Source organism: Paracandidimonas lactea (assembly GCF_021653995.1).
Lineage (GTDB): Bacteria > Pseudomonadota > Gammaproteobacteria > Burkholderiales > Burkholderiaceae_B > Allopusillimonas > Allopusillimonas lactea.
On the sequence record NZ_JAJJOZ010000007.1, the window covers coordinates 90,441 to 104,684 of the forward strand.

11 protein-coding genes are annotated in these 14,244 nt (G+C 62.0%); 5 read left to right on the forward strand and 6 right to left on the reverse strand.

Annotated features, from left to right (window positions below; all coding sequences use genetic code 11):
- Positions 1-6: 6 nt before the first annotated feature.
- Positions 7-3,246: a carbamoyl-phosphate synthase large subunit gene (gene carB, locus LOL23_RS13390; protein WP_160978826.1), complete on the forward strand. Its 3,240-nt coding sequence runs from the start codon at positions 7-9 to the stop codon at positions 3,244-3,246.
- Between the two features lie 13 nt (positions 3,247-3,259).
- Positions 3,260-4,147, forward strand: a complete 888-nt coding sequence (locus LOL23_RS13395) for an SDR family oxidoreductase (protein WP_160978828.1) — start codon at positions 3,260-3,262, stop codon at positions 4,145-4,147.
- A gap of 73 nt (positions 4,148-4,220) precedes the next feature.
- On the opposite strand, the gene LOL23_RS13400 is transcribed toward LOL23_RS13395, so the two are convergent.
- The 5 genes from LOL23_RS13400 to LOL23_RS13420 all read right to left on the reverse strand — a co-directional run bounded on the left by LOL23_RS13400 (position 4,221) and on the right by LOL23_RS13420 (position 10,090).
- On the reverse strand, positions 4,221-4,862 hold the full coding sequence (locus tag LOL23_RS13400; RefSeq protein WP_160978830.1) for a histidine phosphatase family protein: 642 nt from the start codon (positions 4,860-4,862) through the stop codon (positions 4,221-4,223).
- A complete protein-coding gene (locus tag LOL23_RS13405; RefSeq protein ID WP_160978832.1) occupies positions 4,859-5,767 on the reverse strand; it encodes a LysR family transcriptional regulator in 909 nt (302 codons plus the stop codon). Before LOL23_RS13405 ends, LOL23_RS13400 begins: the two co-directional genes overlap by 4 nt.
- A gap of 37 nt (positions 5,768-5,804) precedes the next feature.
- Positions 5,805-6,890, reverse strand: a complete 1,086-nt coding sequence (locus LOL23_RS13410; protein WP_160979314.1) for an ABC transporter ATP-binding protein — start codon at positions 6,888-6,890, stop codon at positions 5,805-5,807.
- Positions 6,890-8,626 (reverse strand): ABC transporter permease, encoded by a 1,737-nt coding sequence (locus tag LOL23_RS13415; protein WP_160979316.1) that lies wholly within the window; start codon positions 8,624-8,626, stop codon positions 6,890-6,892. The genes LOL23_RS13410 and LOL23_RS13415 overlap by 1 nt, the downstream gene beginning before the upstream one ends.
- A gap of 144 nt (positions 8,627-8,770) precedes the next feature.
- Positions 8,771-10,090 carry an ABC transporter substrate-binding protein gene (locus tag LOL23_RS13420; RefSeq protein ID WP_160978834.1) on the reverse strand — a complete coding sequence of 440 codons (1,320 nt, stop codon included), beginning with the start codon at positions 10,088-10,090 and terminating at the stop codon, positions 8,771-8,773.
- A 315-nt stretch (positions 10,091-10,405) separates the two neighbouring features.
- Between LOL23_RS13420 and LOL23_RS13425 the strand changes: the two genes are divergently transcribed.
- Complete coding sequence (locus LOL23_RS13425) at positions 10,406-11,725, forward strand: solute carrier family 23 protein (RefSeq protein WP_160978836.1); 1,320 nt, start codon at positions 10,406-10,408, stop codon at positions 11,723-11,725.
- 242 nt (positions 11,726-11,967) lie between these two features.
- Complete coding sequence (gene greA, locus LOL23_RS13430; protein WP_160978838.1) at positions 11,968-12,444, forward strand: transcription elongation factor GreA; 477 nt, start codon at positions 11,968-11,970, stop codon at positions 12,442-12,444.
- Between the two features lie 437 nt (positions 12,445-12,881).
- Here greA and LOL23_RS13435 read toward each other — a convergent pair whose 3' ends face one another.
- On the reverse strand, positions 12,882-13,472 hold the full coding sequence (locus LOL23_RS13435; RefSeq protein WP_160978840.1) for a YhbY family RNA-binding protein: 591 nt from the start codon (positions 13,470-13,472) through the stop codon (positions 12,882-12,884).
- 17 nt (positions 13,473-13,489) lie between these two features.
- On the opposite strand from LOL23_RS13435, the gene LOL23_RS13440 reads away from it, so the two are divergent.
- Positions 13,490-14,125, forward strand: coding sequence for an RlmE family RNA methyltransferase (locus LOL23_RS13440; RefSeq protein ID WP_160978842.1), 636 nt, complete (start codon positions 13,490-13,492; stop codon positions 14,123-14,125).
- The last annotated feature ends 119 nt before the right edge of the window (positions 14,126-14,244 follow it).

The window sequence follows — 14,244 nt, forward strand, 5'->3', positions numbered from 1 at the left end:
AGCAATATGCCCAAGCGTTCAGACATAAAAAGCATTCTCATCATCGGCGCCGGCCCCATCATCATCGGGCAGGCGTGCGAGTTCGACTATTCCGGGGCGCAGGCCTGCAAGGCGCTCAAGGCTGATGGTTTCCGCACCATCCTGGTCAACAGCAATCCGGCCACCATCATGACCGACCCGGATACGGCCGATGTCACCTACATCGAGCCCATCACCTGGGAAGCAGTCGAAAAAATCATCGAGCGCGAAAAGCCCGACGCGCTGCTGCCCACCATGGGCGGCCAGACGGCGCTCAATTGCGCGCTCGATCTTGCCCGCCACGGCGTGCTCGAGCGCCACGGCGTTGAGCTCATCGGCGCCAATGCGCACGCCATCGAAAAGGCCGAAGACCGCCAGAAATTCAAGCAGGCCATGACCGACATCGGCCTCGAGTCGGCCAAGTCTGGCGTCGCCCACAATATGGACGAAGCCTGGGCTGTTCAGCGCCGCATCGCCGAAGAAATCGGCTCGTCGGGCTTTCCGGTGGTTATCCGCCCCAGCTTTACGCTGGGCGGTACTGGCGGCGGCATAGCCTACAACAGCGAAGAGTTCGAAACCATCTGCCGCCGGGGCCTTGAAGCCTCGCCCACCAACGAACTGCTGATCGAAGAGTCGCTGCTGGGCTGGAAAGAATTCGAGATGGAAGTCGTGCGCGACAGCGCCGATAACTGCATCATTGTCTGCTCGATCGAAAACCTCGATCCCATGGGCGTGCACACCGGCGATTCCATCACTGTCGCGCCGGCGCAAACGCTCACAGACAAGGAATACCAGATCATGCGCAACGCCTCGATTGCGGTGCTGCGTGAAATCGGCGTGGATACCGGCGGCTCGAACGTGCAGTTCGCCGTCAATCCCAAGAACGGCCGCATGATCGTCATCGAAATGAATCCGCGCGTGTCGCGTTCTTCCGCGCTTGCCTCCAAGGCTACGGGCTTCCCCATCGCCAAGGTTGCCGCGCGCCTGGCCGTGGGCTACACGCTCGACGAACTGCGCAACGAAATCACCGGCGGCGCCACGCCCGCCTCGTTCGAGCCCACCATCGACTACGTGGTCACCAAGGTGCCCCGTTTCGCCTTCGAAAAATTCCCCCAGGCCGACTCACGCCTTACCACGCAGATGAAATCCGTGGGCGAGGTCATGGCCATCGGTCGCACTTTCCAGGAATCCTTCCAGAAAGCCCTGCGCGGCCTCGAAGTGGGTGTTGACGGCCTCAACCAAAAAACGACCGACCGCGAAAAGCTGCAGATCGAGCTGGGCGAGCCCGGCCCCGAGCGCATCTGGTACGTGGGCGACGCGTTCGCCCAAGGCTTCAGCCTCGACGAAGTGCACGCGCTCACCAGCATCGACCCATGGTTTCTCGCGCAAATCAAAGAAATCGTCGACATCGAGCTTGCGCTCGAGCAGCGTACACTGGGCGAGCTCGACGCCGACACCCTGCGCCAGCTCAAGCGTCGTGGTTTCTCCGATCGCCGCCTGGCCTTCCTGCTCGACACGACCGAAGCCGAGGTGCGCAAGCTGCGCCACCAATACGGCGTGCGGCCCGTCTATAAGCGTGTCGACACCTGCGCCGCCGAGTTCCCCACCCGCACCGCCTATATGTACTCCACCTACGAGGACGAGTGCGAGGCAGCGCCCACGGATCGCAAGAAGATCGTGGTGCTGGGCGGCGGGCCCAACCGTATCGGCCAGGGCATCGAGTTCGATTACTGCTGCGTGCACGCTGCGCTGGCGATGCGCGAAGATGGCTATGAAACCATCATGGTCAACTGCAACCCCGAAACCGTGTCCACCGACTACGACACGTCCGACCGCCTGTACTTCGAGCCACTCACGCTCGAAGACGTACTCGAGATCGTGCACAAGGAAAACCCGCTTGGCATGATCGTGCAGTACGGTGGCCAGACGCCGCTCAAGCTGGCGCGCGCGCTCGAGGCCAACGGTGTGCCCATCATCGGCACCAGCCCCGATTCCATCGACGTTGCCGAAGACCGCGAGCGTTTCCAGAAGCTGCTTAACAAGCTGGGCCTTCGCCAGCCGCCCAACCGCACCGCGCGCACCGAAGGCGAAGCCCTCTCGCTGGCGGCCGAAATTGGCTACCCGTTGGTGGTGCGCCCCAGCTACGTGCTGGGCGGGCGCGCCATGGAAATCGTGCACGAGCCGGCCGACCTCGAACGCTACATGCGCGAAGCCGTCAAGGTCAGCAATGATTCCCCCGTGCTGCTGGATCACTTCCTGAACAATGCCACCGAAGTCGACGTCGATTGCATCAGCGATGGCGAAACCGTCTTCATTGGCGGCGTCATGGAGCACATCGAACAGGCGGGCGTGCACTCGGGCGATTCGGCCTGCAGCCTGCCGCCGTACTCACTGCCTGCCGACATCGTTGCCGAGATCAAGCGGCAAACCGCCTTGATGGCTCGGGCGCTCAATGTCAAAGGCCTGATGAACGTACAGTTCGCGGTCCAGGACGGCGACGTCTATGTGCTCGAGGTCAATCCGCGCGCATCGCGCACGGTGCCTTTCGTTTCCAAGGCCACCGGCCTGCAGTTGGCCAAGATTGCCGCGCGCGCCATGGCGGGCAGAAGGCTGGCCGAGCAGGGCGTCCTTAAAGAAGTGGTGCCCGCGTATTACAGCGTCAAAGAAGCCGTCTTCCCTTTCGTCAAGTTCCCGGGCGTCGACACCATTCTCGGCCCTGAAATGAAATCCACGGGCGAAGTCATGGGCGTGGGCGAAAGCTTCGGTGAAGCCTTCGTCAAATCGCAGATGGGTGCAGGCGCGGCACTGCCAGAAAACGGCACTGCCTTCATCAGCGTGCGTGCGCAAGACAAGCCGCGTGCTGTCGAGGTGGCCCGCGGCCTGAGCGAGTTGGGCTTCAGTATCGTTGCCACGCGCGGCACAGCCGCCGCGATCGAGGCGGCAGGCCTGAAGGTTCAGGTGGTCAACAAGGTCACTGAAGGTCGCCCGAACATCGTCGATATGCTCAAAAACGGTGAAATTTCGATGGTGATCAACACTGTCGAAGAGCGCCGCAACGCCATTGCCGATTCACGCGCCATCCGCACCAATGCATTGTCCGAGCGGGTTGCATTCTTCACCACCATCGCCGCCGCGTTGGCGGCGGTCGAAGGCCTGCAATACATCCGCAAGGGCAACGGCCTGCGGGTCTATTCTCTGCAGGATCTGCATCACTCCTTGCCCGCATAGGCACGGCGCACGCATGCGGCGTGTTTTCATCACCGGGGCGAGCAGCGGCATAGGCGCCGCGCTCGCCCTTTTCTATGCCAGGCAGGGCGCCCAAGTGGCACTGGTGGGGCGCAGGGCCGAGGCGCTGCAGGGTGTGCTGGCACGGATGCGTGCCGTTGAGCCGCCATTATCGTCAGATCATGCCCGCACACCTGTGCCCGCGCCCCCACCGATATCTTCACCTGTTCCGGGCACCGCGGCGAAGTCCGCGCGAAGCGCTGGGGGCGCGCCAGCAATGCCGGGCTTTCACCGCATCTACGTGGCCGATGTGCGTGATCGTGCGGCCTTGCATGCTGCGGCGGCTGATTTCCTTTCGCAGGGGCCCGTCGATATTGTCATTGCCAGCGCCGGCATCAGCGCCGGCACGCTTACCGAAGCCCTGGAAGATTTTGATGTTTTCGATGCGATCCTGCGCACCAACGTACAGGGCACCGTGGCTACGTTCGAACCTTTTATCGCGTCCATGAAGCAGCGTGGCCAAGGCACACTGGTCGGCATCGCCAGTGTTGCCGGCGTGCGCGGCCTGCCTGGGGCCGGGGCATACAGCGCGTCCAAGGCCGCTGTGCGCACCTATTGCGAAAGCCTGCGTGTAGAGTTGCGCGGCACCGGCGTCAACGTCGTTACCATCGCGCCCGGCTTTATCCGCACCCCCATGACGGCGAACAACCCCTACCGCATGCCCTTCCTCATGCTTGTCGAGCGCTTCGCGGTCGGCGCCGCTCGGGCCATTGAACGCGGTGCGTCATACACGGTCATCCCATGGCAGATGGGCGTCGTCGCCAAGCTGCTGCGCCTCGTTCCCAACCGCCTGTACGACGCCGTCGCGGCCGGGCGCAAACGCAAGCCGCGTCAAACGCCATAAGGCGATTGACGGCGGTATCGATATGTCGGGCGGTAAGCGCGCATGGCGAGCGGTGGTCTTGTCGTACCGCCCGTCAGATTACGTCGTCCAGCGCTGCTTCGTTCAAATGGGCCACGCGGCCCCAGTCGAGCAGGGCCCAGGTGCTGTCGGCGTTGATGCTGAACTGATTGATGCTGGCATTCAAAATGGGCGCGGGGCGGCGGGCTTCCAGGCTGGCGCCGCTGGCGTGGCGCCAGACAATGTCGATCACGCCGCCGTGGGCGAAAACCAGCACGTTGCGCCCAGAGTGCGCATGGGCAAGGGTTTCGAAGGCCTGCACGATGCGGTCGTTGAACTGCAGGAGCGATTCACCCTGCTCGATCTGCCATTGCGGCGCGTGAAAATTCACGGCGGGCCCGTCCAGGGTTTCTAGGCTTGCCCAGTTTTTGCCCTCGTAGATGCCGTAGTTGCGTTCACGCAGCGGTATACAGGCTTCGATGCTCAGCGCCAGGTGGGCGCTGGCGATGCGTGCGGTATCGTGTGCCCGGCTCAGGTCGCTGCTGACGATCACGTCGATGGTATGCGTGAAGTGCGGCGGGCGCAGCACCTGGCCCAGTTGGCGTGCCTGGCGCAGGCCTGTTTCATTGAGTGGGATGTCGCGCCAGCCCTGGAGTCGGCGCTCGGCATTCCATTGGGTTTCGCCATGGCGTATAAGCCAGAATGTGGTCGTGCTCATGTCACGATGTCTTCCATCAGGTTGTCGATGTTCCAGATATCCTTGACCATCGAAATCAGCGCTACCAGTACCGGGTGCGCGGCGTTTTCGCTGGACATCACAAAGCCGAGTGTGGCGTCGATGCGGGCACGGTTCCAGATCGTGAAGTCGTCACGCCGAGCCCCGGCGAGCGCGGTTTCTTCGCGCAGCAGCGCGCAGCCTGCGCCCGCGCGTACCAGTGCGTCGATATTCGCTTGGTCTTCGCTGTTCATGACGACCCGTGGGGCCAGCCCATGCCGTTCGAACAGCTCGCGCAGCAGCAGATGCGTATGGCTGCCGTGCGGGCCATCGAGCCAAGGCAATGCGGCCAGCTCGGCCCAGCCGCCTTGCAGTGATTGTTCAGCCAGTGCGTTGGGAACCACCGCGCGGTAAGTGACGCTGCGCAGGGGCATCCACTGCACGTCGCGGGGCGGATAGGCTGCGATGCTCAACGCAGCCGACAGCCGCCCGGTGCTGACGTATTCTACCAGTTGAGTGGTGGGCAGCACCCGGGTCTGCAGCTCGATCAGTGGCAGGCTTGCGGTGACGCGCTGTGCAAGCTCGCCCAGGCGCAGAAAATCGACCTGTTCGCTCGGTACGCCTAGTTCGATGATGCCGTGCAGTTCGCCCTGCAGTTGCTGGGCTTTGGCGCGCAGTTGGCTGGCATGCGCCAGCAGCGTTTCAGCGGTGGGCAGCAGCGACTCACCAGCTTTGGCCAGCGCCATCTTGCCTGCGCCGCGCTCGAACAGGGCAACGCCCAAGCTTTGCTCAAGTGCTTTGATTTGCGCGGTGACGGCCGGCTGCGTCAGGTTCAGCGCCTGCGCCGCGCGGGTCAGGTTGCCGGCACGCGCGACGGTCACAAAGGCCCTGATCTGATAAATCTCCATGCTTGGATAATGACGTTCGATGCGCGGCCTGGCCGTCTCAGGCGGCCAGCAGGCGCACCTGGGTCGGCTCCAGGCCAATGGATACAGGCGCCCCGTGGCGGAACTGCTTGAGCCCGGCGTAGTGTGACTGGTCGGCCGTAAGGCGCTGCTCGCCAACGCGCACATCATAGCGTGTGAACTCGCCCAGAAACTCGCTGCGCTCAATGATGCCGGGCAGCCAGATGAAGCGGGCATCGCCGCGGCCGCCAGCGTTTTCGATCTGCACCGTGTGGGGGCGGAAGCTCGCGGCGATGCGCTCGCTGTCGGGCACATCGGTATGCACAGGCAGCGTGATTTCGCCGATACCGTCGATGTCTAGCATAAGCTGGGTGCTGCTGCGCTGGCGTATGCGGCCTTCCAGCATGTTCATCGTACCGACGAAATTGGCCACGAAGCGATTGCAGGGAAAATCGAACAGATTGGACGGGCTGCCCACCTGCTGCACCACGCCCAGGTCGAGCACGGCCATACGGTCGGCCGTGGTCATGGCTTCTTCCTGGTCATGGGTGACGAAGACCGTGGTGATGCCCAGCCTGCGCTGCAGCGCCAGTAGCTCCTGCCGCATCTGCACGCGTAGCTTCTTGTCCAGGTTGGACAGCGGCTCGTCCAGCAGCAGCACTTGGGGTTCAATGACGATGGTGCGGGCCAGTGCCACCCGTTGCTGCTGGCCGCCAGACAGTTCGTTGGGGCGCCTTTTGGCGTATTGCGACAAGCTGACCAATTCCAGCGCGGCGCCTACGCGCGCCTGGATGTCGGCGCGTTTCAGTTTGCGCTCGACGAGGCCAAAGGCCACGTTGTCCCAGACCGTCATGTGCGGCCACAGGGCATAGCTCTGGAATACCATGCCGATATTGCGCTTGTGCGGTGGCACATGGCCGATGTCTTTGCCGTCGATCAGCAGTTGGCCCGCGCTGGGCTGGTTGAAGCCTGCGATCATGCGCAGCAGTGTGGACTTGCCCGACCCCGAGGGCCCAAGCAAGGCAAAGAATTCCCCCGGTTCGATCAGGAGATTGATGTCCTTCAGGACTTCGTTGCCGCCGTAGGCGAGCCGGATATTGCGGCATTCGACGCTTGCCTTGTTCATCATGATTCCTGGTTGATCCGCGCGGGGCGCTGCTGCGCTGAAGCGCGCTCGACAATGATATGCGAAATATAGGTGCCGACCGCGACCGCGGCCACCGCCAGCACGCCTAGCGCGGCGCCCGGCCCGCGGCCCGATGCGCTCTGCATGTATAGATAGATCCCATAGCTCATGGGTGCATCGCTGTCCCGGGTGACCAGCATGATCGTGGCCGACAGTTCGACGGCCGCCGTGATGAAACTGGTGACAAAACCCGCCAGCATCCCGCCCGCCATGAGCGGGATGACGACGCGGCGTACCGTGCGCAGGCGATTGGCACCCACCGACGCCGCTGCCTCTTCGAGCGATACGTTGATCTGCTGGAGTGCGGCTACGCAGGAGCGCAGTGCGTAGGGCAGGCGCCGCACAGAGTAGGCGATCATGATCAATACCCACGTAGAGGTGAGCCCGACATCGGTGCCGGGTATCTCGATGTTGCGAAAGGTGCGCATGAATCCGATCGCGAGCACAATCCCGGGCACGGCCAGCGCGGCTGAGGCAATCCAGTCCAGCCAGTGGCGGGCGGGCAGGCGGGTACGCAGCATCAGGTAGGCGATGGCCGTGCCCAATACCACATCGATGCCCGCGGCCAGGCCGCAATAGAGCAGCGTGTTGCCGATCATGCTCTGCGACTCCTGGAATACAGACGCATAATGCGCAAGCGTGTAGCCGTCGGGAAGCGGCGCATAGCTCCATACCGTGGCCAGCGACAGCAGCAGCACACCGAGGTGCGGCGACAACACCAGCAGCAGCACAAAGACGATCCAGCCATAGGCGAGCAGGGCCTGGCCGCGCGACAGTACGCGCTTTTGCAGTGCATTGCCGCCTTTCTGCAGGGTGGAGTAGTCCCTGCCCTTGAGCGCGCGGGCGGACAACCACAGCGCCAGGATGGAAAAGCCAATCATGATCACGCTGATGACGTAGCCCAGTGGATCATCCAGGCCGACCTGCGTGATGCGCAGATAGGCCTGCGGCGCGAGCATATTGGTGGTGCCCAGCACCAGCGGGGTGCCCAGATCGTCGAACACCTTCACAAATACCAGTGACGCGCCTGCTACATAGCCCGGCAGGGCCAGCGGGAAGATGACGCGGCGGAACAAGCGCCAGCCGCGCGAACCGAGATTCAGCGCTGCTTCCTCCATGGCGCCATCAATGTTGCGCAGGGCCACGGTGAGGTTCATGAGAATAAACGGAAAGTAATGCAGCGTCTCGACAAAAATGATGCCGTTCAGCCCATCCATCAGGGGCAGTGTGATGCCGAACCATTCATCCAGCAGCAGGTTGATGCTGCCCGAACGGCCGAAAATCAGTTGCATGGCAACCGCGCCCACGAACGGCGGCATGATCAGTGGCAGTACGCCCAGGGTCTGGATGATCAGCGCGCCGCGGAACTGGAAGCGGATCGTAAGGTATGCCAACGGGATGGCAATCAGCGAGGCGAAAAACGTGGCCGCCAGCGCGACATACAAGCTGTTGAAGAACGATTCCTTCAACAGTGTCTGGTGAAAGAACGCAATGAAATGACCGAGGGTGAAGCTGCCGTCGGCGTTCACAAATGCGGTATAGAAGACGTTGCCGACGGGTATCACGAGAAACAGCGCCAGGAACGCCAGCACGAGCAGTGCGGCAAGCACGAAGCCGGATGGCTGTCGCAGCGTGTGGCGCCAGGTGTTCGGGCGTCGCAAGGTGAGAGATTGCATCATGAGCCGACAGTGAAAGTTTCCTGGCCTGCGCCGGTGGCGCAGGTTCGATGGCGAGGCGGAAGTACCGGGCCGGCGGCGGCCCGGTGACGGCTGCTTGCGGGGCCTGCCGCCGCGCGGAGGCAGGCGCTGCAGGCCTGCACGTTACAGGGAGGCCGCTTGCTGGGCCAGCTGCGCAGCTTTTTCGTAATTCGCCTTGGCCTGGCTGTTCCATTCACCCTGCAGCTTGGAGAGGCGCTGCGTGACCGCGGCGTCTTTCTTGTCGGCGTGAAAGAGCGCCAGCAAGTCTTTGGACTGCACGCCGGCTTGATCCAGCAGCGGGGCCCACGCCAGTTTTTTGGCTTCGTCCAGCAATTCCTTGGCCTTGCCTTGCGCCTTGCTGCCCAGCTTGGCCTCGGCGTCCAGGATGGCTTTGCTGGCACGCTGTAGATCCTGGTGCCGGAAGGTGATTGTCTGATCGAACAGCGACTGCACGATGTAGTAGCGATTCTGCGACACATTGACGTCGAACTTCACCTTGCTGCGGCCGGCGATTTCCTGCGGATCGGGATAGCCCTCGGGGATATTGCCCAGCTTGTCGTAAGGCAGCACAGGCAACCGGGAGATTTCGGGCTTGAGCAGCAGCGCCTGGCCTTCCTTGCTCAGGGTGTAAGCGATGAACTTCTTGCCCTCGTCGGGGTTGCGTGCGCCGTCGATGAGCGCGATATTGGCCGGCACAATCGCGGTTTCGTCGGGATAGACGAAGTCCACCGGGAACTTGGAGTACTTGCTCGACAGGCCAAAGAAATCGATCACGGGGCCCGCGCCGAACTGGCCGTTGTTAATGCCGTCGGGTACGCCGAATGAGCGATCCGTAATGGCGGCGCTATTGCCAGCCATGCGCAACAACGTGTTCCAGCCTTGCTCCCAGCCTTCTCCCTGGAGAATAGTTTCTACCGTCAGGTGCATGGTGCCCGAACGCGACGGCGAAGTGATGCCGACGTTGTTGTACCACTCGGGCTGCAGCAGATCCGACCAGGTCTTGGGTGGCGCAAGCTTCTTGGCCTTGATCAGCCGCGTGTTGTACATAATGCCGTAGCCGGCCAGCGCCTGGCCCATGAACAGGCCATCGGGGTCATTGATGGGAAAGCTGCCGATCTTCGCTGGCACATCTGGGTTGGCGATGCTGGTGGCATTGGCCAGCAGCTTGTTCTGTGCGAGCACTTCGAAGGCGTCGGGTGCACTTGCCCAGAATACTTCGGGGCGTTTTCCAGCATCGGTTTCCTTGACATAGGCGATGCCCGACACCGTATTTTTGTTGAGGATTTCCAGCTTGATGTCAGGGTTGGCCTTTTCAAAGGCCGCTTTATAAGCCTGGGTCAACTCTTTGGGGAACGAGGTAATCACTGTGACCGTCCCCGCCAGAGCGGGTGTGCAGCCGGCCAGTGCCAAGGCCGCCAGTACAGGTTTGATTCGGATAATCATGCCCATGCCTCCGTGTTTTATTGGTGTAATGAAACTGCAACATAGGCAATGCCTCAAGGGGCGTCCAATCATTATTTTTGATGCGCGCCATAACACCCCGAGGCGAGGCCTGCCGGTATTGGGGTTAACCCCGTCGGTGCGGTACAGCGCGCGCAACGCGATGCGGACGCAGCCGGGCACGAATTTCTTGCTGTGCGCGCCAGTGGCGACGTAAACTTCCGCCTCGAAGAAAAACACCCGCGGATGGCGCATGCGCGGCTGGCCCTCAGCCATTGGCATACGGAGGGCGTCGTCCGTCTCAGAAAAGGTACCCCAATGTCTTCAACCTATTTTCCCCGTTGGCGCCTGGTGCAGGGTGGGGCCAGCGGCACGGTGGTTCAACCCGATGAGCGCCTGGGTTGGCCGCAGAATATCGCCATGGGCGTGCAACACGTGGTGGCGATGTTCGGTTCAACCATCCTGGCGCCCATACTCATGGGCTTTGATCCCAATATTTCTATCCTCATGTCCGGCATCGGCACGCTGATTTTCTTCGTGTTCGTGGGCGGGCGGGTGCCCAGCTACCTGGGGTCGAGTTTTGCGTTCATTGGTGGCGTGATCGCAGTCACGGGCTACGCCGGCGCGGGGCCCAACGCCAATATCGGGGTGGCGCTGGGCGCCATCATTGCTTGCGGCCTGGCCTATACCTTGATTGGCTTGCTGGTGTGGTGGATGGACGCGCGCTCGGGTGGGGCGGCGGTGCGCATCAACAAGCTCATGCCGCCAGTTGTCACCGGCGCCATCGTGGCAGTGATCGGGCTGAACCTGGCACCCATTGCCGCCAAGGGGGCGATGGGCGGCTCCACATTCGAAGCGATCATGGCGCTGGTTACCGTGCTGTGTGTGGGCGGCATCGCCGTCTACGCGCGCGGCGCCATGCAGCGCCTGCTCATCCTGGTGGGGCTGTTGCTGGCTTGTATTATTTACGCTGTGCTTACCAATGGCCTGGGGATGGGCAAGCCCATCGATTTCTCCGCAGTGGCGGCCGCGCCTTGGTTGGGCCTGCCAACATTCCACGCCCCGGTTTTCCAACCGCATGCCATCAGCGTTATCGTGCCGGTTGCCATTATTCTCGTGGCAGAGAACCTCGGTCATATCAAGGCGGTGGCCGCCATGACAGGCCGCAACCTGGACAGCTATCTGGGGCGCGCGTTTGTCGGCGACGGCGTGGCAACCATGGTGTCGGGCGCGGTAGGCGGCACAGGTGTTACCACCTATGCCGAAAACATTGGCGTCATGACGGTTACCCGAATCTATTCCACACTGGTGTTCGTGATTGCCGCCGTCATCGCCATCGGTCTCGGCTTCTCACCCAAGTTCGGCGCGGTCATCCAGGCCATCCCAGGCCCGGTGCTGGGGGGCATGTCGGTCGTGGTATTTGGCCTGATCGCCATCGCGGGTGCGCGCATCTGGGTCGTCAATCAGGTTGATTTTGCCGATAACCGCAACCTTATTGTGGCTGCCGTGACGCTGGTGCTGGGCGCGGGCAATTTTTCAGTGCAACTGGGGCTGTTCAAGCTGGACGGCATTGGCACCGCCACCTTCGGCGCCATTATCTTGTATGCCCTGCTGAACCGGCGCGGCGCACCCGCCTGATCGCGCCCGCGCGAATCGGCCAGGGCTTGCTTTTTTCTCAAAACTTGCCGACAATGCATACATATCCCCGGTTTGGACCCAGGCCGGGGTTTTATTTTGAGTTGAACGCTGTTGCTACACCCATAAAAATCCAGCAACGATCTCGCTTCACTCTCCCAGCCGTCTGACGGCGGGCCCATTCACTCGATTGCTCAGGCGCTCCATGCCAGGGGCGTCTTTTACTTTTTTGAATCAGGATAACTATGTCTGCGATACCGTTGACAGCCCGCGGCGCTGAGCGCTTGCAAGCGGAACTGCACCGTCTCAAGACGGTCGAGCGGCCCGAAATCATCAATTCCATTGCCGAGGCGCGCGCGCAGGGCGACCTCTCCGAAAACGCCGAGTACGATGCCGCGCGTGAGCGCCAGGCTTTCGTCGAGGGCCGTATTCGCGAGCTCGAAGGCACCCTGTCCAATGCCCAGATCATTGATCCGAAAGCGCTCGACTCCGAAGGCAAGGCCGTGTTCGGCGCCACCGTCCAGATCGAGGATCTGGAGTCGGGCGAGCGCGTCACCTACCAGATTGTTGGCGACGTCGAGGCCGATATCCGTTCCAATCTCATTTCCGTCTCCAGCCCGGTGGCGCGCGCGCTGATCGGCAAGATGGAGGGCGATGTCGTTGAAGTGCAGGCGCCTGCTGGTGTGCGCGAGTACGAAGTGCTGGCGATCAGCTACCAGTAAACAGGCGCCGCGCGGCGTGCGGCCGCTCCGTGGGGGCGTCGGCCTGGCGCGGGATCCAGATCAGGGTTCGCCGCATCCGGATAAATATTCGGGGCCGTATCTACGGCATGAATACAAAGAGACCTCAGGTAGTTGAATGCCTGGGGTCTCTTGCCTTTTATGAAGGCATCTGTTTTTGGATTATTGGCGTGCTGAATGCTCAGGGTTAGTGCTGAGTGCTGAGTGCTGAGTGCTGAGTGCTGAGTGCTGAGTGCTGAGTGCTGAGTGCTGAGTGCTGGTGCGGCGGAGGGGCGGGCTGGCGTGGCGGCCAGGCAGCAAGGCCTCGCCGCGGCGCATGCCAAGGGCCCTGCGGTGCAGCACAAAACGGGTGCGGCGCGAAACGGCCGCCCAGGCGAGCAGGCGGCCGACGCGGTGCAGACGTTTGCTGCTTTTGCCGCTTAGCGTTTGCCGCGCACGCTGCGGCGGGCACCTGCGCGCAGCGACAGCGCGCTGCCACTGCGGCGCGGGACACCGTGCGCTGGTTTGGCTGCGCCAGCCGTACCCGTGCGCGAAGCGGCGCCGCGCGCGCGCGGGGCTGCAGTGGCGGCCGGCGTGGCGGGTTTCTCGGCACGGCTGACGGCGCGGCGCGCTTTTTCGGTTTTGCGTGTGCGTTTGCCACCTTCGGCGGCCTGTTTCTTGGGCGTGTAGGGGTCGGACGCCTTGCGCACCGCCCGGGTGGCGTTTTCGGCCGCGGCGCGGGCGCGCTGCACCTCTTCGTCGGGGCGGTAAAGCACCAGTATTTTGCCCAGGTGGTGCACGGGCGCACACGACAGCGCGTCGCAGATCGCATCATAGATGGCGACCCGCGCGTCACGGTCGTCGCCCGAGACGCGCACTTTGATGAGCTGATGGGCGTTAAGATTGACGTCTATTTCTTTCAGGACAGCATCGGTAAGGCCGCGATCCCCGATAAGGACCACCGGTTTTAAAGGATGTGCCGCGGCGCGCAAATTACTGCGCTGCTGGGGGGAAATGTCGAGTTTAGGCATGGTGGAATTGTACGGGAATGGCCAAGAAAAAATTCTCTAAAGACTGGATACAACAGCATATTAATGACCCTTACGTCAAAATGGCGCAACAAAAGGGTTACCGGGCGCGGGCGGCATTCAAGCTGCTGGAAATCGTCGACTCAGAGAAACTAATGAAACCGGGCGATATTGTGGTCGACCTGGGCTCGGCGCCCGGCAGTTGGTCGCAGGTGGCGCGCGAACGCCTGGTAGGGCCCGGCGGGGTGGTGCGAGGCCGTATTATCGCCCTGGATGTCCTGCCCATGGAACCAATCTCCGGCGTTGAGTTTATTCAGGGGGATTTCCGTGAAGATGAAGTATTGCAGCGGCTCCAGGATATTGTCGGCGACGAAAAAGTGGATCTTGTAATTTCCGACATGGCCCCCAATTTATCAGGTGTGGGGTCGGCCGATTCGGCCCGGATCCAGCATGTCTGTGATCTGGCGCTCGATTTTGCCAGCCAGCACCTAAAGCCCGAAGGCGCCTTGATTGTCAAAGCGTTTCACGGCAGCGGGTTTTCGCAGATTGTCGAATCCTTCAAACGCCAGTTTCAAAAGGTGGTTGAACGCAAACCAAAAGCATCGCGGGGCAAGTCTTCCGAAACTTTCCTCGTCGCGCGTAACCTGAAGAAATAAATGCCCAAATTCCTGGTCTCAGGGCCGGGTTGTTACCAACCACGATTCCTTCTATCAGGTAGAATGAATTTATTGACATACTTGTTTGGCTGCCGTAATGCGCGGGGCTGTGGCAAGCT